This is a genomic window from Bradyrhizobium sp. S3.2.6 (assembly GCF_040546885.1).
GTDB classification, from domain to species: Bacteria; Pseudomonadota; Alphaproteobacteria; order Rhizobiales; family Xanthobacteraceae; genus Bradyrhizobium; species Bradyrhizobium cytisi.
The window spans coordinates 65,119-88,530 of record NZ_JBEPOS010000004.1; the positions used below are offsets into that span (position 1 = coordinate 65,119).

The 23,412-nt window shown below is 63.3% G+C and carries 27 protein-coding genes; 19 read left to right on the forward strand and 8 right to left on the reverse strand.

Going from position 1 to position 23,412, the window contains the following annotated elements; all coding sequences use genetic code 11:
* Positions 1-87 precede the first annotated feature (87 nt).
* The gene (locus ABID58_RS10600; RefSeq protein WP_354032599.1) at positions 88-639 is read right to left on the reverse strand and encodes a uracil-DNA glycosylase; all 552 of its coding nucleotides are present in this window, start codon (positions 637-639) and stop codon (positions 88-90) included.
* 236 nt (positions 640-875) lie between these two features.
* Between ABID58_RS10600 and ABID58_RS10605 the strand changes: the two genes are divergently transcribed.
* From ABID58_RS10605 to ABID58_RS10615, 3 genes are all read left to right on the forward strand, one after another.
* The gene (locus tag ABID58_RS10605) at positions 876-2,066 is read left to right on the forward strand and encodes an NADH-quinone oxidoreductase subunit D (RefSeq protein ID WP_354032801.1); all 1,191 of its coding nucleotides are present in this window, start codon (positions 876-878) and stop codon (positions 2,064-2,066) included.
* Between the two features lie 55 nt (positions 2,067-2,121).
* Positions 2,122-3,351, forward strand: coding sequence for a S1C family serine protease (locus ABID58_RS10610; RefSeq protein ID WP_354032600.1), 1,230 nt, complete (start codon positions 2,122-2,124; stop codon positions 3,349-3,351).
* 73 nt (positions 3,352-3,424) lie between these two features.
* Positions 3,425-3,895, forward strand: coding sequence for a YbhB/YbcL family Raf kinase inhibitor-like protein (locus ABID58_RS10615; protein WP_148754831.1), 471 nt, complete (start codon positions 3,425-3,427; stop codon positions 3,893-3,895).
* A gap of 98 nt (positions 3,896-3,993) precedes the next feature.
* On the opposite strand, the gene ABID58_RS10620 is transcribed toward ABID58_RS10615, so the two are convergent.
* Positions 3,994-4,317: a DUF4167 domain-containing protein gene (locus tag ABID58_RS10620; protein WP_502916401.1), complete on the reverse strand. Its 324-nt coding sequence runs from the start codon at positions 4,315-4,317 to the stop codon at positions 3,994-3,996.
* 256 nt (positions 4,318-4,573) lie between these two features.
* Between ABID58_RS10620 and ABID58_RS10625 the strand changes: the two genes are divergently transcribed.
* Together ABID58_RS10625 and ABID58_RS10630 are read left to right on the forward strand one after the other, a co-directional pair.
* Positions 4,574-5,134 (forward strand): NuoB/complex I 20 kDa subunit family protein, encoded by a 561-nt coding sequence (locus ABID58_RS10625; protein ID WP_148754832.1) that lies wholly within the window; start codon positions 4,574-4,576, stop codon positions 5,132-5,134.
* A 137-nt stretch (positions 5,135-5,271) separates the two neighbouring features.
* Positions 5,272-5,724, forward strand: coding sequence for a DUF2267 domain-containing protein (locus ABID58_RS10630; RefSeq protein ID WP_148754933.1), 453 nt, complete (start codon positions 5,272-5,274; stop codon positions 5,722-5,724).
* A gap of 93 nt (positions 5,725-5,817) precedes the next feature.
* Here ABID58_RS10630 and ABID58_RS10635 read toward each other — a convergent pair whose 3' ends face one another.
* Positions 5,818-6,114 (reverse strand): hypothetical protein, encoded by a 297-nt coding sequence (locus ABID58_RS10635; RefSeq protein ID WP_148754833.1) that lies wholly within the window; start codon positions 6,112-6,114, stop codon positions 5,818-5,820.
* Between the two features lie 259 nt (positions 6,115-6,373).
* Here ABID58_RS10635 and ABID58_RS37385 point away from each other — a divergent pair, with 259 nt between their 5' ends.
* Positions 6,374-6,607 carry a metallothionein gene (locus ABID58_RS37385; RefSeq protein WP_148754834.1) on the forward strand — a complete coding sequence of 78 codons (234 nt, stop codon included), beginning with the start codon at positions 6,374-6,376 and terminating at the stop codon, positions 6,605-6,607.
* 115 nt (positions 6,608-6,722) lie between these two features.
* On the forward strand, positions 6,723-7,547 hold the full coding sequence (locus tag ABID58_RS10640) for a universal stress protein (RefSeq protein ID WP_354032601.1): 825 nt from the start codon (positions 6,723-6,725) through the stop codon (positions 7,545-7,547).
* A 440-nt stretch (positions 7,548-7,987) separates the two neighbouring features.
* Here ABID58_RS10640 and ABID58_RS10645 read toward each other — a convergent pair whose 3' ends face one another.
* The gene (locus ABID58_RS10645) at positions 7,988-8,245 is read right to left on the reverse strand and encodes a hypothetical protein (RefSeq protein ID WP_148754836.1); all 258 of its coding nucleotides are present in this window, start codon (positions 8,243-8,245) and stop codon (positions 7,988-7,990) included.
* A gap of 228 nt (positions 8,246-8,473) precedes the next feature.
* Here ABID58_RS10645 and ABID58_RS10650 point away from each other — a divergent pair, with 228 nt between their 5' ends.
* The gene (locus ABID58_RS10650) at positions 8,474-8,848 is read left to right on the forward strand and encodes a hypothetical protein (protein WP_148754837.1); all 375 of its coding nucleotides are present in this window, start codon (positions 8,474-8,476) and stop codon (positions 8,846-8,848) included.
* 10 nt (positions 8,849-8,858) lie between these two features.
* Here the strand turns inward: ABID58_RS10650 and ABID58_RS10655 are convergent, their stop codons facing one another.
* The gene (locus tag ABID58_RS10655) at positions 8,859-10,109 is read right to left on the reverse strand and encodes a polysaccharide deacetylase family protein (protein WP_354032602.1); all 1,251 of its coding nucleotides are present in this window, start codon (positions 10,107-10,109) and stop codon (positions 8,859-8,861) included.
* Between the two features lie 181 nt (positions 10,110-10,290).
* Entirely contained in the window at positions 10,291-11,097 is an 807-nt protein-coding gene (locus ABID58_RS10660) for a polysaccharide deacetylase family protein (protein ID WP_148754839.1), read from the reverse strand.
* 75 nt (positions 11,098-11,172) lie between these two features.
* Between ABID58_RS10660 and mgtE the strand changes: the two genes are divergently transcribed.
* From mgtE to tolA, 4 genes are all read left to right on the forward strand, one after another.
* The gene (gene mgtE, locus ABID58_RS10665; RefSeq protein ID WP_354032603.1) at positions 11,173-12,594 is read left to right on the forward strand and encodes a magnesium transporter; all 1,422 of its coding nucleotides are present in this window, start codon (positions 11,173-11,175) and stop codon (positions 12,592-12,594) included.
* A 226-nt stretch (positions 12,595-12,820) separates the two neighbouring features.
* A complete protein-coding gene (locus tag ABID58_RS10670) occupies positions 12,821-13,132 on the forward strand; it encodes a helix-turn-helix domain-containing protein (protein ID WP_148754841.1) in 312 nt (103 codons plus the stop codon).
* A gap of 140 nt (positions 13,133-13,272) precedes the next feature.
* Complete coding sequence (locus ABID58_RS10675; RefSeq protein ID WP_354032604.1) at positions 13,273-14,091, forward strand: aldo/keto reductase; 819 nt, start codon at positions 13,273-13,275, stop codon at positions 14,089-14,091.
* Positions 14,092-14,140: 49 nt separating this feature from the next.
* Positions 14,141-15,052: a cell envelope integrity protein TolA gene (gene tolA / locus ABID58_RS10680; RefSeq protein WP_354032605.1), complete on the forward strand. Its 912-nt coding sequence runs from the start codon at positions 14,141-14,143 to the stop codon at positions 15,050-15,052.
* Between the two features lie 986 nt (positions 15,053-16,038).
* Here tolA and ABID58_RS10685 read toward each other — a convergent pair.
* A complete protein-coding gene (locus tag ABID58_RS10685) occupies positions 16,039-16,758 on the reverse strand; it encodes a DUF599 domain-containing protein (RefSeq protein WP_148754845.1) in 720 nt (239 codons plus the stop codon).
* A gap of 122 nt (positions 16,759-16,880) precedes the next feature.
* Here ABID58_RS10685 and ABID58_RS10690 point away from each other — a divergent pair, with 122 nt between their 5' ends.
* The 5 genes from ABID58_RS10690 (at position 16,881) to ABID58_RS10710 (ending at position 20,064) form a co-directional block, all read left to right on the forward strand.
* Positions 16,881-17,543, forward strand: coding sequence for a glutathione S-transferase family protein (locus tag ABID58_RS10690; protein ID WP_354032606.1), 663 nt, complete (start codon positions 16,881-16,883; stop codon positions 17,541-17,543).
* Positions 17,544-17,678: 135 nt separating this feature from the next.
* Positions 17,679-18,047, forward strand: coding sequence for a YidB family protein (locus ABID58_RS10695; RefSeq protein WP_148754847.1), 369 nt, complete (start codon positions 17,679-17,681; stop codon positions 18,045-18,047).
* Positions 18,048-18,230: 183 nt separating this feature from the next.
* Positions 18,231-18,434 (forward strand): hypothetical protein, encoded by a 204-nt coding sequence (locus ABID58_RS10700; protein WP_148754848.1) that lies wholly within the window; start codon positions 18,231-18,233, stop codon positions 18,432-18,434.
* A 157-nt stretch (positions 18,435-18,591) separates the two neighbouring features.
* Positions 18,592-19,581: a hypothetical protein gene (locus tag ABID58_RS10705; RefSeq protein WP_354032607.1), complete on the forward strand. Its 990-nt coding sequence runs from the start codon at positions 18,592-18,594 to the stop codon at positions 19,579-19,581.
* Between the two features lie 42 nt (positions 19,582-19,623).
* Complete coding sequence (locus ABID58_RS10710; RefSeq protein WP_354032608.1) at positions 19,624-20,064, forward strand: DUF1489 family protein; 441 nt, start codon at positions 19,624-19,626, stop codon at positions 20,062-20,064.
* A 37-nt stretch (positions 20,065-20,101) separates the two neighbouring features.
* On the opposite strand, the gene panC is transcribed toward ABID58_RS10710, so the two are convergent.
* Complete coding sequence (gene panC, locus ABID58_RS10715; RefSeq protein WP_354032609.1) at positions 20,102-20,956, reverse strand: pantoate--beta-alanine ligase; 855 nt, start codon at positions 20,954-20,956, stop codon at positions 20,102-20,104.
* 273 nt (positions 20,957-21,229) lie between these two features.
* On the opposite strand from panC, the gene ABID58_RS10720 reads away from it, so the two are divergent.
* The gene (locus tag ABID58_RS10720; RefSeq protein ID WP_148754852.1) at positions 21,230-22,153 is read left to right on the forward strand and encodes a division plane positioning ATPase MipZ; all 924 of its coding nucleotides are present in this window, start codon (positions 21,230-21,232) and stop codon (positions 22,151-22,153) included.
* A 344-nt stretch (positions 22,154-22,497) separates the two neighbouring features.
* Positions 22,498-23,358, forward strand: a complete 861-nt coding sequence (locus tag ABID58_RS10725; RefSeq protein WP_148754853.1) for an alpha/beta fold hydrolase — start codon at positions 22,498-22,500, stop codon at positions 23,356-23,358.
* Positions 23,359-23,412: the final 54 nt, after the last annotated feature.

Below are 23,412 nucleotides of genomic sequence, written 5' to 3' on the forward strand. Positions count from 1 at the left end.
ACGCGCCCATATCGATCCTGGCGAGGCGCGTCGTGCGCCTCGCTCGCAAACCAGATTCGTGACCGCTGAAATTGCCTTCCGCGGCGATCAAGACCGACGCCTGCGAGCGGCTTTGCGTAGATCGGCGACCGCCTGGCGCCAAACGTCGCCGTCGCGTCCACCGAAGCGGCGGGCGTAGGCCGGGTGGAAGGTGATGCGTAGCGGGTAGCCTTCAAACTGGAGCTTTGCTTTGCGCATTAGGCGGATCGACTGCGATTCGCCAAACAGGCGAGACGCGGTGCTGCCAAGAGCAACGATCACGTCCGGCCTGGAACGCCGGATGTCACTCAGCACTGCCGCTCCATAATGATCGACTTCCTCTATTGTTGGGCTGCGGTTACGTAGCCTCCGGTCTTTCGAATACGCGATCGGTCGAAAAGGTATGGCGTTTGCCAAACGCGCCTGTTGGGGGGCGATCCCGGCCTCATTTAGCATCTCGCGCAATGCCCTACCGGCCGGCCCGACAAAGGGCCTACCCTGCGCGACTTCCTCGGCGCCAGGTGCTTCGCCAACCACGTATAGCCGCGGTCGTCGGAACGGGCCCTCAGGCGCGACGCGACGATGATCGAGATGTGTCCTGGCGACGCTTTCCTTAGCCATCGGTTCCTGCGTCCGGCCTGGCCTGACTATGCAAGGTTCAGGCTCTATCAACCGCGATCCCGTCCCTGATTTCCAAAAAGCGCGCGGCACATCCCGTCTCGCCTGGCGGCCGACGGGGGCGTTAGGAACAACCAACGCCTGGGGATGTTTGGCGCTTCGCGGGTCGAAGTGTGCAGGCTCGTCGACCCGGGTCGTTGTGCCGACAGCCTTTGCGCCTACAAACCTTGAGTTCGCCCGTGGAACAAGCCGGCCTTCGCAATTTCACCATCAATTTCGGCCCGCAGCACCCTGCGGCTCATGGTGTGCTTCGGCTTGTGTTGGAACTTGACGGTGAGGTTGTCCGGCGGGTCGATCCTCACATCGGTCTGCTTCACCGCGGAACCGAAAAATTGATTGAAAACAAGACCTATCTGCAGGCGATCGGGTATTTCGACCGGCTCGATTATGTCGCACCGATGAACCAGGAGCATGCGTTCTGCCTCGCAGCAGAGAGACTGCTTGGCCTCGAAGTGCCGCGCCGCGGCCAATTGATCCGCGTGCTGTTCTGTGAAATCGGACGTCTGCTCTCGCATCTTCTCAACATCACGACCCAAGCCATGGATGTCGGCGCGCTTACGCCGCCGTTGTGGGGCTTCGAAGAGCGTGAGAAGCTCATGGTGTTCTACGAACGTGCCTCCGGCGCGCGCATGCACGCAAATTACTTCCGGTTCGGCGGCGTGCATCAGGACCTTTCCCCAAAGCTGATTGACGACATTGAAGCCTTTTGTGATCCGTTCCTTCGCGTGGTGGACGACCTGGATCGGCTGTTGACGCCAAATCGCATCTTCAAGCAGCGCAATGTCGACGTCGGGAGGGTGACGCTGAAGGAAGCCTGGGAGTGGGGCTTTTCCGGCGTGATGGTGCGCGGTTCGGGCGCGGCCTGGGACCTGCGCAAGGCGCAGCCCTACGAATGCTATCCGGAAATGGAATTCGACATTCCGATCGGCAAGAATGGCGACTGCTACGACCGTTATCTGGTCCGCATGGAAGAAATGCGTCAGTCGGTGCGCATCATGAGACAGTGTATCACAAAGCTGCGCGCTTCCGACGGACAGGGTCCGGTCGCGGTGCAGGACAACAAGGTCTTTCCTCCGCGGCGCTCCGAGATGAAGCGCTCGATGGAGGCCCTGATCCATCACTTCAAGCTCTATACGGAAGGGTTTCGCGTGCCGGCCGGCGAGGTCTATGCCGCGGTGGAAGCCCCAAAGGGTGAATTCGGCGTCTACCTGATCTCGGATGGCACGAACCAGCCCTATAAGTGCAAGATCCGCGCACCCTCGTTCGCGCATCTGCAGGCGATGGATTTGCTCAGCCGCGGCCATTTGTTGGCGGACGTCTCCGCAATCATCGGCTCGCTGGACATTGTGTTCGGTGAAATCGATCGCTGACCTCTTGAAGAGGAAACCGCGATGAAAACTGACAAGCAGTGGAAGGGAAGCAGAAATGGTTCATGAAAAACGAACTTTCATCTGCCGCCGAGCGTCCATCATTGGCAGTGCGATCGCCTCCGCGATCGTGTCGGTTGTGACTGTCGAGCCGGCACTGGCCGTCAATCCCGCACAACGGGCCCTATCCGGGGACGAGTCCGTGAACTTCATACGTCAGATCGCGGACCGTGAGAGCAATGCCGGACCGGCTAACTTCGCAGATCTCGCCGAAAGAGTTGTGCCGGCCGTGGTAGCGGTCAGCTCCAAAGCTGCGACGCCCAATTCGTTGCCCGACCAATCATTCGAATTCGGTCGGCCCGACGACGACTCGCCGCAAAGCGAGAATCCCGCGCCGGATGTCCCCGATCGCGGTACCGTTCCAAGAACGACACGCACGGTGAATATCGGATCAGGTTTCTTCATTTCGCCTGACGGCTATGCCGTGACCAACAGTCACATCGTGGAGACCAGTGACATGGCGGAGATCCGCACCAGTGACAAGAAGACCTATTCCGCGAAAGTGGTGGGAAGGGATTCCTTGAGCGACATCGCCTTGATCAAGGTCGAAGGTCGCAACGACTTCAGCTACGTGCAGCTCGCCGACCAGCCGCCGCGCACCGGTGATTGGGTCCTTACCGCCGGCAATACGTTCGGGCTCGGCGGCTCGGTTACAGCCGGCATTGTTTCGGCGCGTGAGCGCAACATCGGGACTGGTTCTGCGCAGGATTTCATCCAGATCGATGCGCCGATCAACCAGGGCGATTCTGGCGGGCCGAGCTTTGACACGAGCGGCAAAGTCATCGGCGTCAACAGCATGATCATTTCGCCTTCCGGAGGCTCGGTAGGCGTCGCGTTTGCGATACCCGCCGAAGTCGTCAAGACGGTGCTACCGCAACTCAAGGACAAGGGCACGGTGACGCGCGGTTGGATGGGTGTCGAGGTTCAATCGGTCACTGCGGAACTTGCCGACAGCCTGGGCGGAAGCGATCTCCACGGCGCGATCGTGGCAGGCGTTCAAGAGAACGGTCCCGCGGCGAAGGCGGGGCTAAGAACCGGGGATGTGATTACCTCGGTGAATGGGGAGCAAATCAAGAATGCCAGCGAATTGACCAAGAAGGTCCACGGGACGGCGCCGGGCTCTCGGATTCAGGTCACTGCGCTTAGACAGGGAAAAGTGAACCCGTTGAGCGTGACCGTGGGCCAGCTGCCGAGTGAACGCAACGTATTCCCTAGCATTCCGAGATAGCGGGATTGTAGTCCGTCACTTGTGAGCCGCTCGGCACAAAGAGATCGATGGTGCAAAAATCAGGAGAGCGCGAATGACATTCAGCTTGAAAAGCCCTGCGTTCCACGATGGCGACCGAATTCCCGCAAAATACACGGCGGATGAACAAGACCTCTCACCTCCGCTGGAGTGGTCGGATCCGCCGGCGGGAACCAAGAGCTTCGCCCTCGTCGTTGAAGATCCGGACGCGCCGTCCGGCACGTTTCACCATTGGGGCCTTTACAACATCATGGGCGAACGAACGCTGCTGCCGGAGGGAATCGGCCACGGCGCGAAGACCAAAACCGAGAGGCTCGGAAAGGGCGTCAATGATTTCGGCGAGATGCGTTATCACGGACCCGCCCCGCCGAAGGGACACGGAACCCATCACTACCACTTCAAGCTGGCGGCGCTGGATGTCGAAGCGCTTTCGCGAGCGCCCAAGATGTCCGTTGCCGACATCTGGAAGTCGGCTGAGAAGCACATGCTCGGGCAGGCCGAGCTCATCGGCGTCTATAGCCGGTGACGCAAACGGCGGTTCGCGATTTGAGAGCGTCTACGACGGCGATCCGAAAGCGCCGCTCGCGCTGGCTGCAAGCACGTTGCTCGCGGCGAAGCCCACCGCTACGAGCGGCCACCCAAAGGAGCGGCGGCGCCGTTCTCGCGCATCGATCGCAGATAGTGCTCTGCGTGTTGAAAGTAGTTCTCCGCAGCAATCCGGTCGCCCTTCAAGGCTTCGGCGCGGGCTAGCGCCAGATAGCGCTCGTAGTGTCTTTGAGCATTCCGGGACGAATTGATCGCGATGCCGTTGCGGGCAGCGTGCTTGGTTTTGCGCATCTGAGACTTGCGCGGCATTTTGATGCTGAAGCGCGGCTCGACCGCCCCGCTGAGTGCAGATGTTGTCATGTCCATCCATAAGTCGCCCGGCTGAAGCCGCACGATGTTCATCTAAAGTCGGTTGGGGGCAGATGGATTGTGGGACGATCATACGTCACCATCCGTCGAAGCTCGCCGCGGCGAGAACCGAAGCGATCCTCATCGACTGCAAACACAGATATAGGAAACCGAGCTGCCAATTCAAGCCGCGTCCAGTCCGAGGGACCGCGCCGAACCGTCCGGTGCAGTTCGCGCGAAACATTGCTTACGAAACGAACGGTACCGCCGCCTGGACGTTGCATGAGAAGCTGCAGCACAGGAGACGCGCATGGACCGTCCGTTGATCGTGCCCGCTGGCAGAGGGCTCCTGGACCCCGGAACCGGCAAACCGACGAGCGACGAGTTTTTCGGCGCGGTCAGGGGCGATCTCGCCGACAAGGGTTTCTTTGTCACCGCGGCCGATGATCTCATCACCTGGGCGCGAAGCGGTTCGTTGATGTGGATGACGTTCGGGCTCGCCTGCTGCGCTATCGAAATGATGCAAATGGCGATGCCGCACTATGACGCAGAGCGGTTCGGATTTGCGCCGCGTGCGAGCCCAAGGCAATCGGATGTCATGATCGTGGCCGGCACGCTGTGCAACAAGATGGCGCCGGCGCTGCGCAAGGTCTACGACCAGATGCCGGAACCGCGATATGTGATCTCGATGGGATCATGCGCCAATGGCGGGGGATATTATCACTACTCTTATTCGGTGACGCGCGGATGCGACCGCATTGTTCCCGTGGACATCTACGTCCCGGGCTGTCCGCCGACTGCAGAGGCGCTCCTTTACGGCGTGATGCTCCTGCAAAAGAAGATCCGCCGAACCGGAACGATCGAGCGTTGAGCGCGAACCGCCCCGGGAGGCAGTAGCATATCGATTGCGGCATCGCTGCGCCGGTATCAATCTCTCAATAATCGAGAACCCATGGTGACGACCGACGTTGTCCGTTCAGCTGTCTTCGAGCAAAAAGGGACGTAATCATGAGTGCAACAGGCCTCGATGTATTTGACAGAACGATCCATCTCACAAACACGTGGCTGGATGAGATGATGACGTCGCTCCCGCATGACAGGCAGCTTGCATGGCATGCGTTGGGAACGGTGCTCCGAACCATTCGCGATCGGATCCCGGTCAATCTAGCCGCACACCTCGGTGCCCAGCTCCCGTTGCTGGTCCGAGGCGTCTACTACGATCAGTGGCGGCCGAGTGAAGTCCCGAAGGACTGGCGTTCTGCCGCCGAATTTCTCGGGATCATTTCCGCAGAGCTGAGCTCGTTGCGGCCGATCGGCGCAGGCGATGCCGCGCAGGCCACGTTCCGGGTCTTGAACCATCACCTTGACCCAAATCAGGTCGAGAAGGTCCGCCATGCATTGCCTGAAGAGGTGCGGGCTCTCTGGACGGCCGGTCGTCAACAAGGGCAGTCTGCCGCCTAACTGGAACGGGACCACGCCTTCCGCAGAGACGGACGGCCCGCCGGATTCTTCACTTGGGCTTGACGAGCCGTCCGTCGAAAGGCCGCATCGCGGTCACCAGTCTGGGCCGATGCCAAAGCTGAAGCCCGGCCCATAGACCCCGATGCCCGGCCGGTCGTAGTAGCCACGATCGTAGTAGTCGTATCGCCGCGGACCGTAATAGTAGTCGTTTCCAATGATGACGCGGCGATCGCCTCTGGTGTGCCAGCATCGGCCGGCGTCGTCACAAACGAGCCGCGCCTGATGGAGCAAAGGCGAGCCGTCTCCGACTTGAAATTCGTCGGCAGCATAAGCGCTCGACGCTATGAGAGCACCAGCACCGGCGAGCAGCGTCAGGATCATTCGTCTCATGTCCGTCTCCTCTGACTGCACGCCCCGACCAGCGAACGCTCCAGCCAGATGGCCGTTCCAATGAATTGCCGGCTGCCGATTGGACAGAATCCTTGAGCTGCCCGGGGTGGGAATGGAAACGTGACCCCGAAGTATCATTATTAGATACGCTGAATGGTGGGTATTGCGGCCGCGGACGTCCAGCCACATCACCTATTGGAACCAAGTGCCATTTGGCGACTTCAGCGTCCATGTGCGACATCGGCGGAGGCGAAAGATCATGGCGACATGTGAAACCTGCGGCAATGACTATGACAAGACCTTTCAGGTCTCGATGAACGGGAAAGCGCACACATTTGACAGCTTCGAATGCGCCATTCACGCGCTAGCGCCGAGCTGCGATCATTGTGGAATCCGTATCGTCGGACACGGCCTGGAGAAGGCGGGTACTTTTTTCTGTTGCGAGCACTGCGCCCAGGGCGAGGGTGTCAAAGGCCTGCGTGATCGGATCTAGCCCGCGCCAGGCGCATCATGGCCCTTCGTTCTGCATCTCGCTTTGAGCGTGCTGCGTCGGGTGGCGACAAGTGAACCGGCCGTACGCGCAACGGCAGGTTACTTAGGGAAATCGGATGTTAACATCCATTCTTGTTCATATCGAACCAGACCACGCATCGCGCAACCGCCTTGAATGCGCCGCGCAAGTTGCGCGTCGCTTTAACGCCAGGCTGATCGGTGTAGCCGCAGCTCAGCTGCGGGCACCAGTGGTCGATAACTACGGCGGGGTTGCCATCGCAGCCGAGATGGAGGCAGAAGAGGAGCGCATCCGGACGGGACTCAAAAACGCGGAGGCGGGGTTCCGGAACTCTCCAGCGGTCGGCGGCCTGCAAACTGAATGGCGCTCAGTGGTTGGGGTGCCTGAAGCGGTATTGGTACGCGAAAGCCGTGCGGCCGACGTCATTGTTCTCGGCCGAGCCCCCGCCCAGCTTGGCGTTTTCAGCTTAATGGACCCAGGCGACGTGCTGATGCACGCTGGCCGACCGGTGCTGGTTGTCCCAGACGGAACACGGAGCCTGGAGGCGAAGCGCATCGTCGTCGGCTGGAAGGATACGCGAGAAGCGCGCCGCGCGTGTCTCGATGCGCTGCCGTTGCTTCAGAGAGCCGACCTCGTATCGGTTGTCGAAGTCGTCGACGAAACTGAAATCGATGCCGCCAAAGCGAGGGTTGCGGACGTTGCGACGTTTCTTGGCCGTCATGATGTCCGCGCAGAAGCGGAAGCGCGTGTGCGCGCGGAACGGTCGGTGGCGGACGCACTCATGCTGGCGGCGGAACAACACGGTGCCGATTTGACGGTCACCGGTGCATATGGACATACGCGGCTACGCGAATGGGTATTTGGCAGTGTCACGGCCGACTTGCTGACACGCAGTCCAAAATGCTGCTTTCTCGCTCACTGATCGGTCAAGAGGCCTGGAATGATTGGCGACATCGATATGGCGCCGGGGCCGAGCTGGTCGAAACCTGCAGCCGCTGAGGCGCGAAAAAAATGCGGAAAAAATTGCGCCGACAGAGGTACGGGTAACCTGCGCGCCTCGTTATTCAGTCAGTGAGCGGTCGACGGAATGACAAAGCCAAACCGAGAGGAATGGCAAATCAAGCCAAAGATCGTTTCACAAGCCCCGTCAGCCTACTTCGGTAGCTGGCGGGGTCGTTTTGCGCGCTTTGGCGCGACCCCTCAACAGGCTATCCACAGGGATATACCGACTTGGCGCACAGCGCTGGCGGCGGTCGGAGGGGCACCGGGCAAGGCTCCCCAGTGTAGGATGGTTGATCCGTCGCGTTTGGCGCGAGCATCATGACCTGTCCTCGCTGGAGGAAGATGCTCAAATCTCCCTGGCTAGCCATATTCCTCGCCGATCCCGTATTCGCGGTAGATCTCGAGCGGATCGAGGTCGGGGAACAGGCGGCATTTGGCCTGGGCGAGATGCAGGCTCACCGCGGCTGGCTCCTTGCCGCTCGACAGCAGCTTGCGAATGTCGTCCATATGCGCGCACGGCTGGTGCTTGGCCTCGAGCTGCTCCAGCGCCACCAGCGCGGTCGCGAGCGCCTCGGTCAGAACCCAGTCGTCGTGGCCCGTGATTCCCTTCTTCGGCATCGGCAGACCCCAATCCGCTGACCTCGGGTGTGGCAGCGGCAGCAGTCTACCGTAGCTTCCGTCGAATCTCCATCGAGCCGGGCGCGTGGAACACGGCGAGGGGCTGCGCTCTCGCTTGCATTATGGCGGCGCGTGGCTAAAAGGCGGCGGCACGCGGGCGATGGTATCTTTGTTGAAACGAAGTTGGGCTAGACGGGCCTCGCGCGACCTCTCTCGGCTGGAGCCAGCATGGTCTTTCTAAGCTTCGTCTACCGCTTCCTGACCAACTTCGCGTTCATGGCGCTGGTCTATTTCAGCCTGAACTTCATGGAGAAGTACCAGAACCGGGCGATCCTCGCGATCCTGGTGCTGGTCTATAGCGGCATGCGCGCGGCCTCGACGCTGCGCGCGTTCTACTTCTTCCAGAAGATCGAGAAGCTGGAAGCCGAGACCAAGCGCCTGCAGGCGCCGATCAATGACGGCTCGGGCGGAACGAATACGCGCAAGCAGGTCGTGGCCGACGTGGCCCGGCTGCGCCGCGACGGCGAGCTCAAGTCCTATATGGACCTGTTCTTCCTGGCGCTGATCGTGCTGCTCTGCGTCGCCAATATCATGCGGCAGTAACGGCTTTTACTCAGGCGCGCTTCTTCACGCTGGTGGCGACGCGGGTCGGGCGGGGCGCCGTGCTCTTGGCTTGGGCCGCGTGCTTCGGGTGTGCAGCATGCTCGGTTCGCCGTGCCTGCATCTTGGCCGCCTTGCCTTTGCCGGCATGCGGCGCTTCGGCGGCCATCGCGAGCCGGGTTGCGGCGCGTCGCGACAAGGTCGCCGACAGCAGCACATCGACCGAGCCCTCGGGGATCGCGAAGAGATCGCGCCCGGGCGCGGGCAGGGTGGCGGCGACATCGGCCTGAGCCATGGTCTTGCGCGGCAACACCAGCGGTTGGTGCCCGGTCTGCGTGTTGAGATCGGCGAGGCCAGGCGCAGGCAGCGTCGCGGTCTGCGTGAACGCGAAGTTCGGCACGGAAGGCCAGCGCGCGATCGGCGTCGTTTCCGTCGGCGGATGCAGCAGCCACTCCACCGCCGTGGTCGGCGTCGCCGGCTGGTCGGCGGTCGCGGGCACCACATGAACGATGCGATAGCCGCGTGCCTTCAGGTCGCGGATGATCTTGGGCAGCGCCGCCACGGTGCGCGCCTGGATGTCGTGCAGCAGCAGGATGCCCTTGCCCTTCGCCTCCAGCCGCTGGATCGCGAGCTGGTAGACGCGATCGGGCGAGATATGGCGCCAGTCGTCGGCCGGGAAGTCGGCGCTCCAGACCTGGATGCCGCGCGAGATCAGCAGGTTTTCGACGCCCTCGGCGCGCATCAGGCCGGGAATGCGGAAGAACGGCGCGAGCTTGGACGGATCGGTCATCGCAGCCGACGTCCACTCGATGCCGCCGTTGATCTGCGCCTCGGCCTTGTCGAGCGGCATCCGGTCGAAGGTCAGCGGATGGTTCATGCTGTGCGTGCCGACAGTGTGGCCCGCCGCGACCAGCTTGCGCACGCCTTCCGGGTTCGCCTTGGCCTGTTCGCCGATGATGAAGAAGGTCGCCTTGATGCACTCGTCGCCGAGGATCTGGAGCACCTGGTTGGAATTCTTCGGCAGCGGACCGTCGTCGAAGGTCAGCACCACCTCGTGGTCTTTCAGCGGCAGCGTCTCGCGGTACTGCATGGTGCCGATGCGCGGATGCTCATGCGGATCGACGACGAGCGTGCGGGAGGTGCCAAGCGCGCCCGGATGGCCCGGGCATTCGGCGGCGAAGGCCGCCGGCGACGCCGTGGTCAGCAGCCCCAGGAGCAGGACGGTCCACGGTCGCGTCCGAAAAACAACGCTACTGCCGATCATGAACCCGGTCTGCCCTCATCTGCGTTTGCCGCCATAGTAGGTCGGAGCCATCAGGAAACGGTTCAGGCGCAAAGACCTTTCCCCGCCTAGGGGTCCCCCTCAATCTTTGCAGGGCGTAGCATGAACGGAGTGTTAATAGGGCTCAAATCACCCCATCTCGGTCAGCCGTGACATTCCGGCATCAATGCGCGTTGGCGTTCTTCTGTAATGTGACCGCCGGGACCAAATGAACCACGTGAAAGCCGTTCTCCCGCAAATACCGGAGGAAGGCCGGCATCATGGCCGCCGTACGCGCCTGGGGATCGTGGAACAGGATGATGCCCTTGCCGGCGGCGGCTAGGCGTTCGGTGACCAGCTTGAGTTCCTGCTCCGGCGTCATGTCGTTCCAGTCGCTGGCCCAGAGATCAGCCCCGAACACGACGATGCCGCGCGACTGGAGCAGGTCGAGCTGGGCTTGCGTCTGTTCGAAATAGGGGAAGCGGAAGAACGGCGTCGACGGCGTCGTCGTCGAGACCCCGTGCAGCGCCATCTCGTCGGAGGCGATGCCGCGGTCGATCTCGTACTTCGCCGCATCGGCCGGGATCCGCGCCATGTACGGATGCGACCAGGTGTGATGGCCGATGGTGTGACCCTCGCGGGCGATGCGCTTGACGAGGTCAGGATATTCGGCGGCGCTCCGCCCGACCAGGAAGAAGGTCGCGCGCACGCATTCCTGTGCCAGCGCCGCCAGCACCTTCGACGTCATCGGCGGACGCGGGCCATCGTCGAAGGTCAGCACCACCTCGTGATCTGCGAGCGGCAGCGTCTGCGGAAAGCTCTTCAGGCCGACGCGCGGCGTGGTCTTGGCATCGACGCTCAGCACCCGCGACGTGCCGAGCGCATCGCTCCGCGGGCAGTCCGCGGCCTCGACTGAACCAATCGCGGTGAGGGCGGCGAGAGCCGGGCCCACAATGATCGAGGTCCATTTCGGTCGATGCATCTTTGCCATTGCGCTCGCGATTGCCTTGTGGGTATTGCCTGACCGTCAGCCCAAACCATCAACCTGTCAACGGCGAGGCGTACCATGGATGAACATATGGATGACGCCGCTTCCACCGGGTCCTTGGTACTCGACCACGTCCCGATGCGCAATGAAGACGGCGAAATTCGGCACGAATTCGTCGAAGAAATTGCCCATGCGATCGAGGCCGCCGACAGCGCCGCGCTGCGCGCCTGCGTCGCCGATCTGCACGAGGCCGATCTCGGTGATCTCATTGCGGCGCTCGCACCCGACGATCGTGTCCGCCTGGTCGAGCTGACGGGGCGCGACTTCGACTTTTCCGCACTGAACGAGGTTGACGAGAGCGTCCGCGAGGAGATCCTCGACGAGCTGCTGCCCGAGACGGTCGCCGAGGGCGTCCGCGAACTGGAATCCGACGATGCGGTCGAGCTGCTCGAAACCCTCGACCAGGAGGAGCAGGAGGAGATCCTCGAGAAGCTGCCGCTGCGGGAGCGCGTCGCGCTCGAGCGCAGCCTGCTGTATCCGGAGAACTCCGCGGGCCGGCGCATGCAGACCGAGTTCATCGCGGTGCCGCAGGATTTCACGGTCGGGCAGGCGATCGATTACATGCGCGATACGCCCGATCTGCCCGACCGGTTCTACGAGATCTACGTCGTCGACAAGGACCAGCACTGGCAAGGCGCGGTTCCGCTGGATGTGCTCCTGCGCGCGCGCCGCCCGGTGGCGCTTGCCGAGCTGACCGACGAGGATCGCCGCCGCGTCTCCGTCCTGGAGGACCAGGAGGAGGTGGCGCGCATGTTCGGCAAGTATAACCTCGTCGCAGCACCCGTGCTCGACACCCAGGACCGCCTGGTCGGCGTCATCACCGTCGACGACGTGGTCGACGTCATCGAGGAAGAGGCGGACGAGGACCTCAAGGCGCTCGGCGGTGTCACCAGCGACGAAGAGCTCTCGGACACGTTTCTGACCATCGCGCGCGGCCGCTTCAACTGGCTGCTGATCAATCTCGCCACGGCCTTCCTGGCGTCCTCCGTGCTCGGCCTGTTCGAGGGCCAGCTCGAGCAGATGGTGGCGCTCGCGGTGCTCGCGCCGATCGTCGCGAGCCAGGGCGGCAATGCCGCGACGCAGACCATGACGGTCGCGGTGAGGGCGCTCGCGACCCGCGAGCTTGGCTCCTCCAACGCCTGGCGCGTGGTCATCCGCGAGACGCTGGTCGGTCTCATCAACGGCGTTGCCTTTGCCGTGATCACCGGTATCGCCGCGGTGGCCTGGTTCAAGATCCCGGGCCTCGGCATCGTCATCGGGCTGGCGATGATCTGCAACCTCATCGCTGGCGCGCTCGGCGGCATCCTGATCCCGATGGCGCTCGAACGCGTCAGGGCCGATCCGGCGGTGGCGTCGGGCACGTTCGTGACGACGGTGACGGATGTCGTCGGCTTCTTCTCCTTCCTCGGCATCGCCACGCTGTGGTTCGGGTTGAAATAGGTCGCGCCTCCGTTCCGTTATTCCGGGGCGCCGCGCTCTCTCCGCTCGTCATTGCGAGCGCAGCCAAGCAATCCATAATCCCTCCGCGGCGACAGTCTGGATTGCTTCGTCGCAAGAGCTCCTCGCAATGACGGGGAGAGGGCGGCGTACCGCTCTCGCATCCCGGGCGCCGCGCCTTTAATCCCACCTTAAGCGTGCTGCCGCATGATCCCTCACGCTTGGGGGAATGAGCATGCGGTTGCGGCTGAAGGCGGACGGACGGGTGGTTGAGTTGCGGGACGGGCAAGAGTTTCCTGTCCAGCCGGTCGTCTCTGCGGTTGAGCCTCCGCCGGCGGAGGCGGGTTCGCCCGCGGTGCGCGATTTGCGCCGGCGCGCCTGTCTCACCCAGATGGAGTTCGCCGCCAAGCTCGGCGTGCCCGTCGAGACCATCCGCAACTGGGAGCAGGGCAAGCGCGCCCCGCGCGGACCCGCTCGCGCACTGCTGGCCGTGATCGCGCATGCGCCCGACACGGTGTTCCAGGCGCTCGCCAAAGCCTGAACGCCTGACGCGAACCCCCCGTTAGCATTGCGCTGAAGATCCGGCCCCGAGGTCGGCGTCCTCAGTTGCACTCTGGCGGACCGGGCCCATAATGATGCCTGTGATGACACTTGGGGCTGCCGCAACAGAGAGGATTCCTCATGCTGTTCGTCGAGGCCAATGGCGCGAAAATTCCGGCGATCGGGCTAGGGACCTGGGAGCTGAGCGGCCGGACCTGCGCGCGCGTGGTCGAGCAGGCGCTGCGGCTCGGTTACCGCCACATCGACACCGCCCAGGTCTATGACAATGAGCGCGAGGTCGGCGACGGATTGCGCGCCTCCGGCGTCCGCCGCGACGACGTTTTCGTCACCACGAAAGTCTGGACCAACCATTTCGCGCCCCACGATCTCGAGCGGTCGGTCAAGGAGAGCCTGGTGCGGTTGCGGCTTCCCGCCGTCGACCTGGTGCTGCTGCACTGGCCCAATTCGCATGTGCCGCTGGAGGAGACGCTGGGCGCGCTGGCGCACGCCAAGCGCATGGGCCTGACACGCCACATCGGTGTCTCCAATTTCACGGTGGCGCTGATCGAGCAGGCGGTCGCGCTGTCACCCGAGCCGCTCGTCTGCAACCAGGTCGAATATCATCCCTATCTGGATCAGGCGAAGGTGAGGGCGGCCTGCGACCGGCATGGGATGGCGCTCGTTGCCTACAGCCCGATCGCGAAGGGCCGCATCAAGGCTGACCAGACGCTCGCCGGGATCGGCCGCGCCCATCACAAGACACCGGCACAGATCTGCCTGCGCTGGCTGGCGCAACAGAATGTGTCCGCGATTCCCAGAACTTCGCGTGTCGAGCGTCTGTCGGAAAACATCGAGATCTTCGATTTCGAGCTCTCCGATGACGAGATGGCCGAGGTCGCGGCACTCGCCAGCCCCAAGGGCCGACTGACCGATTTTGGCTTCGCGCCGAAATGGGATTGAGGGGCTGTTCCGGTATGCTAGGAGCAGGCCGGCAACCCAAGATCGGGCGATGGAACTGCGGAAGATCATACGGACGGACATTGCGGCATCAGCCATCGCGCATCTGACGCTGGTGGTGCTGATCATCGTGATCAGCGAGGTCCATCCGTTTCATTCCGGGCCGCCCGAGACTGTCGCGGTCGATATCGTCACGCCGGAGCAGGTGAAGCAGGAGGAGGCCAAGGCAGAGGAAAAGGCAGTGGAAAAGGCTAAAGAGGAGGCGAAGGAGAGGCCGCCGGAGCCGCTCCCCGAGCTGAGGCTGCCGAAGCTGGATCTCAACGACAAGCCGGACGCCGCGCTGAAGCCTGCGCAGGCCAAGGAGAAGGCGGCTCCGCAATCATCGCCGCAGAAGCAGGCCTCGCACGAACCGCAGCAGAAGCAGCCGCAGCCTCAGCCATCGCAGGTGCCGCCGCAACAGCCGCCGCCTCAGCCTCAGGCGGCTCAGCCGCTATCGCCGGCACCGCAGCCGCAGGCCGCGCCGCCAGCCTATCGGGCGCCGGAGCCTGACGTCACCGTCAAATACGGCGTGATGCTGGGCCTGCCGCCCGAATTGCCGCCCGCGCCGAAAGACGCGCCCAAGGATGACGGCGGCGATGCCATGGATTCGATCGGCGCCAGATTGTCGCCCGAGGTCATTGCCGAGCTTCGCCGGCACTTGAGGAGCTGTTCGAAACTTCCGGCCGGGGTCGCGCCGACCGATGCCGTTCGCATCAAGCTGCGTGCGGTGCTTACCACCGACGGCACGCTGGCGCGTCCGCCGATCCTGATCGAGGCCCCGCCGTCGGCGAAGGGCGTGGCCATCGTGGAATCGGCGATGAGCGCGCTGCAGGCTTGCCAGCCCTACAAGATGCTGCCCGTCGACAAGTACGAGGAATGGAAGGTGATGGACCTGTCGTTCACGCCGGTGGATTTCGGGTCGTAGGCTCGGCGTCGCCCCGACGGGCGAAACACCGCAAAACACCTCAGAGGCTGTCAATCCGTCTTTGCAAAAATATTCCACTTTACCGAAATTCGGAAATAGCGTATGTATCGCCCATCCCGGCTCATCCTTGAGGGGCGATCTCGTGTCGTCTTGTTCGCGAGCCGGGCTTGCGGTGGACGCGGGCAGCGTTGGGTGCGAGAGGTGCGGGCAGGGCGGGTAGTCCCTGTGAGCCCGAAACCGCGTGCCGACGAGCGGCGCTGTCAGGTTCGTCTCGCCAGCAATTTCTCGGCAACGTCGACAAGGCCGGGGAATATTGCGGCGAACTAGCGAGCCGTGCGTACGGCAAAACCGTGTGGTCCTGGCCGTCGTCGCTACGGCCAAGCTTTCGCGGAGGTGTGGAGCGCCCAACCGGGTCAACCACATCGCTAATCTGCGAGGCGAGGGAGGCCAGAAGGAATTCGGCTCCCGGGAGAGCACGGCATAAGCCGTCAAACCACTGCGCAGGGAAGGCCGAGTGATTGGCACCACCCGTATGCTGCTGTGCGGTTTTCCTGCGCTACATTTTCGCGCAGCGGACCGCGGGTGCGAGGTCAGCACCCGGCCTTCCCTGCGCCCTCTTGGACAAGAGGGCGGAGTGACCAGGCAAAGCTCGGGCGAAATACGCCGCGAGGGCGCGAAGGCGCGTCTACGATTCAAATGCGAGGGGGAAGAGCAAAGCTGTTGCCTCATACTCCGTCATTGCGAGCGCAGCGAAGCAATCCAGAGTCTTTCCGCGGAGGGATTCTGGATTGCTTCGCTGCGCTCGCAACGACGATGGGGAGAGGTCCGCGCGACAGACTCCGCTCTCGTGCCCCGGACGCAGTGCAGCGTCTCTTCGACGGTGCGCCGCAGAGCCGGGGCCCATGTCTCAGAGCAATCCGTGCGGCGTGGGTCCCGGCTCCGTGCAGCAACGCTACGCGTTGCAGCGCGTCCGGGACGAGAGAGCATCAATGACCTTGCTTCCGTACCTCCCCACCGTCCACCACCACATCCGGCGCCATCGCCGCCCATGCACTGGACGCAAACTGCCGGCGCCAGGTTACGATCACCACGGCCGCCGTGGTCACGAACAGCACCCAGGGGCTAACGAACCAGCCGAGATAGCCGAGCGCGAAGAAGAAGGCGCGCTGGCCGCGATTGAAGTGGCGGCCGGCGGATTCGAACACGCGCGAGGTGCGGTTGACATGGGCCTCGGCCTCCGGCGTGCCGCGCTGGGAGGCGGGCGGCATGCCGCCGAACAGGATCGCGACATAGTTGAACAGGCGATAGGCCCAGGCGAACTTGAAGAAGGCGTAGACGCAGATCAGCACCAGGCCGACGCATTTCAGCTCCCACATTGCGGGCGAGGTGCTGAGGTCGATCGGCAGCTTGCCCAAAATGGTGATGGCGTCGTTGGTCGCATGCAGCAGCGCCAGCGCGCCGCCGAGCGCGAACAGGCTTGTGGAGGCGAAGAAGGCGGTGCCGTTCTGGAGCGAGGCCATGATCTGCATGTCGACCATGCGCGCATCGCGGTCGAGCAGGCGGCGGACCCAGACCTCGCGGTAGCGGTTCATCCGCGCCGACAGGCTGTCGCGGCCATAGGCGGAATGCTCGAGGGTTGCGGCATAGACCAGCCATTCGATAATGAAGAAGCCGACGGCGGTGATGTCGACCCAATGCCTGCTCATGTCTCTCTCCTCGCGAGGATCGCAACGATTGCCACGCATGCTGGGTTGCGGCAACGATTGATTGGCGGCAGGCAATGGCGTTAAAAGCAGCCGCATAAGAGGACTTACGGAAGGATCAGGACATGGCAGCGCTCAAGCTCGCGATCGGCAACAAGAACTACTCGTCATGGTCGATGCGTCCCTGGCTTGCGCTGCGCGCCAACGACCTCCCGTTCGTGGAGACCGTAATCCCGCTCTACACCGACAATCCTGAGGACAAGGAGCAGATCCTGTCCTTCAGCCGCGCCGGCAAGGTGCCGGTGCTGGTCGATGGCGACATCACGGTGTGGGATTCGCTTGCCATCATCGAGTACATCGCCGAGCGTTATCCGGAAGTGAAGCTGTGGCCCGATGACGTCGCGGCCCGCGCGTTTGCCCGTTCGGTGTGCGCCGAGATGCATTCCGGCTTCATGGCCTTGCGCAACGAATGCGGCATGAACCTGCACCGTCCCGTGCGTCCGGTGACGCTGTCGGCGGACGCCAGCGCCAACGTCGCACGCGTGCAGGAGATCTGGCGCACGTGCCGGACCCGCTACGGCGCCGGCGGGCCGTTCCTGTTCGGCCGCTTCGGCGCGGCGGATGCGATGTATGCGCCGGTCGTGCATCGCTTCCGGACCTACGCCATCGAGGTCTCACCGGAGACCAAGGCCTACATGGACACGATGATGGCGATGCTGGCGTTCCAGGAATGGACCCGCGACGGCCTCGCCGAAACGCTTGTCATCGAAAAATTCGAGACTGTGTAATCGCGAGCATGATCCGGAGAAGTGGACACCGGTTCTCCGACAAGATCATGCTCACTAGAAATGTGAATGGGCGCGGCTTGACGGCATGGCCGCTCGCAGCGCTCAATCACAGGGAATAATGGAGAGGCGACCGCTATGGGAATTCTGGACTCGCTGGAGAACAATCCCGCGCTGCGCAGCGCGCTTGGCCAGCTCGGCGCCGCCGTTCTGCCGGCCGTGATGAACGAGGTGCTCGGCAGCAACAACCAGGGCGGCCTGGGCGCGATCGTCGCAAAGCTCCAGCAGGCGGGTTTTGGCGACCAGGTCAAATCCTGGCTCGGCAACGGGCAGAACCTGCCGATCTCCGCCGACCAGCTGCGCGCCGTGCTCGGCAACGACACCGTCCGGCAGCTTGCCGCGCGCTACAATATTCCGGTCGACCAGCTGGGCGAGATCCTGGCCCAGGAGCTGCCCAAGGCCGTGGATCAGGCAAGCCCGGAGGGTCATCTGCCTCATGGCGCCTGAGGCCTGGTTCCAGCGGTCTGCAGCCCGGCTCTGTTCCCGTTATCGCCCTGAAAAGACTTCAAAATTGGTAGGTTTGCCATGCTCGCGAGGCTGGTCAAAAACGCCGCATGCGTGCTATACAGTGACTGGGCTTCCAGCCGCCTCGCAGTGGGACCACGGGCGAGGCAGGCGTTGTTTGAGTGAATGGAGAGGGTGTTGAAGCACAAATTCTCGATTGGAACGCGCGTATTGTTCACTGCTAGCAACGTCGCGCGCCCGGCTGCGAGTGGTTCGTACGAGATCATTCGCCTGCTGCCGACGGACGGCGACGACTGCCAGTACCGGATCAAGAGCTCGACCGAAGCGTTCGAACGGGTCGCCAAGGAAAGCCAGCTCGCGCTCTCGTAACGCGCTGACGGCACCACCATTGACATCGCGGATGAATTTGCTCCGCCCGCCGTCAAAAGGCCCCGCTTCGCCTCGACAAATTGGGCCGGGGGGCAGTTGCCGACTCGCGGTGCTCGCTTGACCATTCGCTCTTTGCTCGCGTGAGGGGACATCGCGCATGAACTGGGCATGGGCCTCGTCGCTCGACCAAATCTGGCGCTTGCCGGCCTTTCCGATGTGGATGACGCTGGCGGCTGCCGGCTTCTTCGGATTGATCCTGCTGATCACGCTGCTGCGGGCCGAGAAATCGGTCGCCAACGGTGCGCTGACCGTCATCACGCTGCTCTCGATCGGCATCGCGGTGGCCGCAACCATGCGCGTCTACGGACCCGCGGGGCAGGCCGCGCCGAGCGAAGCGCGCGCGCTAGCCATGGCGAATATAAACCTGCCGGCGCTGTCCTGCCTCGACGATCTCGCCGGTGATGCCGTGGCCGTTGGCTGCGAGAAGGCGCTGTTCGGTGCGCCTGACGCGGCGGCTGCCGCCGTTGCTTATACGGCGGCCCGGATCGATCGGCTGACCGCGCTCGGCGACGTCGCGACCGCCGAAATGAGCCTGACACCGGACACGAAGGTGCTGCGCAAGTCGCTGGAGCGCGATCGCTACGGCCTCGTTGCCCAGGTGCTGGTCGTGCGCGACGGCTGCACCCAGTTCGATTGCGCCGCCTTCCGCTCGCTGACCGATCAGCAGCAGGTCGCCGCCCACATGGACGCCCACCTCTACGACATGCTGGTCGCACGCTACGCGCCGACCTGGAATGCCGCCGCGGCGCCGGCGGGGGCCTCGGGCCCGGTCGCCGCGCTGCCGCCGTCGATGCCCACGGGCAAACCGACCAATGCGGAGTTCCCGAGCGCCTCGTCGACGCCGCCGGTGAGCATCATGAATCCTGAGCCGCCGACGGCGGCCACGCGCCAGGGATCGGCCGCCAATGCGGCGGCGGCACCCGCTGCGCCGCCGGCACCACGTGCCCCGGCTGCGACCTCGGCCCAGGCCGCAGCACCGGCTGCGAAGAAGCCGCCGGCGCCGAAGGCTGCGCGCGCGCCCGCGGCCCCGCCGGTTCCGCTCGCGCCGCCGCCGGGCTCGGCTCCCGCGGCTGCGGATAACAACTAGTTCGGCTTTGAAAACCTGTGGCTGGCCCGCTAATGCTGGGCCATGCCACTCCATCTGATCAAGCTTGCCGTCGGCTGTGACTCCGTCAAGGAATTGAAGGGGTGGATCGCCGAGCGGATGCAGACGGCCAAGAAAAAAGGCCTGCCGCGACACCACATCCACATCACCCGCATGGTGCCCAAGCGCGACGCCGAGATTCTCGCGGGCGGATCGCTTTATTGGGTCATCAAGGGCGAGATCGCCGCGCGCGAAAAAATCATCGGCATCGAGCCGTTCCGCGACAAGGACGGCATCGGGCGCTGCCGGATCGTGATGCAGCCGAAAGTGATCTCGGTGTCGCCGCGGCCGATGCGCCCGTTCCAGGGCTGGCGCTATCTCACCGATGATTCCGTGCCGCCGGATCTCGGCAAGTCCGCCGCAGGCACCATCGCGGCGATGCCGGAGCCGATGCGGCGCGAGCTGCGCGATCTCGGACTGCTGTAGTCGCTAGTTCCAAGGTCAATTTTGAGATCAACCTCGGCTATCGCACCGCGATATTGTCGATCAATCGCGTCGTGCCGAGCTTGGCTGCGACCAGAATCCGCAACGGCCCGTCCTTGCGCGAGGTGACAGGTGCCAGCGTCTCGGCATGACGGAGCTCTAAATAGTCGAGCGCAAAGCCGGCGGCGTTGATCGCCTCCGCGCCGCGCGCCATCGCGCTCGCGATGGCTTCGCCGGCCTGGATCCGCCCGGCGCTGTCCTTCATGGTGCGATACAGGACGGTGGCGGTCTGCCGCTCCTCGAGCGAGAGGTAGACGTTGCGCGACGACATCGCGAGCCCATCGCGCTCGCGCACAGTGCGGGAGCCCATCACCTTCACGCCAAGGTCGAGGTCGCGCGCCATCTGCGTCACCACCCGCAGCTGCTGAAAGTCCTTCTCGCCGAAGATCGCGACATCCGGCCGGCATTGCGTGAACAGCTTGCCGACGACGGTGGCGACGCCGCCGAAGAAGTGTGGGCGAAAGCGGTCCTCGAGGCCGGCCAGCGCCGGTCCCTCAGGCACGATGCGCGTCGCAAAGTCCTCCGGATACATCGCCTCGACGCCGGGGTGCCAGACCATGTCGACATCCTCGGCCGCAAGCTTGGCGATGTCGGCCTTCCAGGTTCGCGGATAAGCGCCGAAATCCTCGGTCGGCGCGAACTGCGTTGGATTGACGAAGATCGACACAACGACGCGGCTCGCGCGTCGCTTGGCCAGGCGCACAAGCGACACATGCCCGTCATGGAGCGCCCCCATGGTCGGAACCAGCGCGACCGTGGCTTTTCGCTTGCGAAGATTGTCGACGGCGCGTCGCAGGGCGGGCACCGTGCGGGTGATCAAGGGGTGTCGTGACATCAGGACTCGGGGATCGTTGGGGAATGGGAGCGGCCTGCCGCGCTAGCGGCTAACCTTAACAAGCGGCGGTCGTGGACGCCATGCGTCGACATGCGGCACAGCATCCCCGCAACGCGGATGTCGCGCCATTGTGGGCCGGATCACAGACGCGACACCGCGACACGATTCACGATGAAGACCCGCGCACTGTGATTTCGTTATCCTGTCACGCATTTCACTTGACCGCAGACGCGGCCAACTCGAAGATATTGTTTAGGGGTGTTGAGGATCGCCATGCTTGTGCAGGCTAGCCAAAGCCAATCCGGCTCGGCGCACGTCGTCGTGCTCGGCAATGAAAAGGGCGGCTCCGGCAAATCGACCACCGCCCTGCACATCGCGGTTGCGCTCCTGAAAGCCGGCCAGCGCGTCGCCACCATCGATCTCGACTGCCGCCAGCAAAGCTTCACCCGCTACATCAACAACCGCTCTGCCTGGGCGCGCCGCACCAAGCTCGACCTCGAGCTGCCGATGCATCGCTGCATCAAGCTCGGCGAGACCATGCAGGTCGCCGAGAACGAGAATTCGGAGTTCCTCCAGTTCATGGAGGCGGTCTCGGCGGTCGAGAGCAGCTTCGACTTCATCGTCATCGATACGCCCGGCACTGACAGCTATCTGATGCGGCTGGCCCATTCGATGGCCGATACGCTGGTCACGCCGATCAACGACAGCTTTCTCGATTTCGACGTGCTCGGCACCGTCGACCCCGCCAATTACGCGGTGACAGGTGAGAGCCATTACGCGGAGATGGTGCGCGACGTCAGGCGCAAGCGCCGCCAGCTCGACGGCTCGACCACCGACTGGATCGTGGTGCGCAACCGCCTGTCGATGCTCGGCTCCCGTAACAAGCAACTCGTCGCCGAGGGGTTGAAGGATCTGTCGCTGCGGCTCGGCTTCCGCTACGTCGACGGCTTCGCCGAGCGCGTCGTCTATCGCGAGTTTTTTCCGCGCGGCCTGACGGCGCTCGACGAGATCGACGAGGCCACGCTCGGGATGCGGCCCAATCTCGGCCATCTCACCGCGCGGGAAGAGGTGACGAGCCTGCTCCGCCAGCTCAAGCTGCCGCTCGATGAACGTGGCCGCCGCCGTGCGGCAAATCGCGCCGAGTGGTTCAGCCAGGTCGACAAGCCGCTCGAGGTTCACGACATCCTCGGCGCCTGATCCAGGCGGTATAACGCTACTTCCAGTCGACCAAAACAGCCAGTTCCCGCGGGAACCGTGGTCGTGTTCGGCCGTTTTCATCCCACGTTTACCGCGAAATTGAACCCAATCGAGACGGGTTGCGTCGGATGGTGACCTACACCCTGACGTAGCCGTACAAGAACGCGATGCCCAAGAAACGTGTGCGGCGCACAACGAAAGGGCTGCCAGTTCACAATATTTGGCCTTCCTGTCACGCGGCTGTGACATATATTAGGGAATAGGCGCGAAGGGGCCGAAGAGCTCCTCGAATAACACGATTTTCAACAGGGATCAGGTCGCAGGACCTGAGGCTGAGGACGAAAATGAAGCGTGGAATTGCCGTTCTGGTTTCTGTCGGAGCCCTCTGCGGCGTCGCCTATTTCACGGCGAGCAAGTGGGCCATCAAGCACGAGACCATCACCTTCTACGACGCTTCGCGCGACAACCGTCCCGTGCCTGTCGACATCGCGATCCGTCGCGACAAGGAAATGCAGGCCAACGCCGGCATGATCACCATGCCGGTCGCCGTGATCAATCACGGCAACACCGTCAAGAACACCGAGTACGGCTTCCTCGCCAACATCTTCGCCGCGCGCGGCTACCTCGTCGTCAGCCCGCAGCATGATTTGCCGACCGATCCGCCGATGGTGACCAAACCCGGCGAGATCTATGTCGGCCGCCTGCCGCAGATCCTGCGTGGTGTCGCCAATATCCATCTGGCGATGCAGGAGATGAAGAAGGTTCAGCCCAACGCCGACTATTCCAGGGTGACGATGGTCGGCCATTCCATGGGCGGCGACATCACGATGTATTTCGCCAAGCAGTATCCGGACGAGGTCAAGAAGGTCGTGACGCTGGACAATCTCCGCGTGCCCTTTGTCACTGCCGGCAAGTTCAAGATCCTGTCGTTCCGCTCCAAGGATCCGCAGTTCAAGACCGATCCGGGCGTGATCCCGACCGACGAGGAGTGCGAGAAGGCCGGTATTCAGGTCGTGAAGACCGACTTCCAGCACAACGACATGCGTGACACCGGTCCGGACGGCGCCAAGAACTCGATTCAGGGTATGCTCGATAAATTCCTGAGCGACACTGACAGCGCAATCGCGCCGGTCGATACCACGTCGTCGCCGCCGAAGGTGCTCGAGCCGGGTCCCGTCGCGCTGATGTCGCCGGCCAAGAGCTGATCAGTCCGACTATCGTTCGAAACACGCTTCAAAGCCTCCGCCGGCTTATGCCTG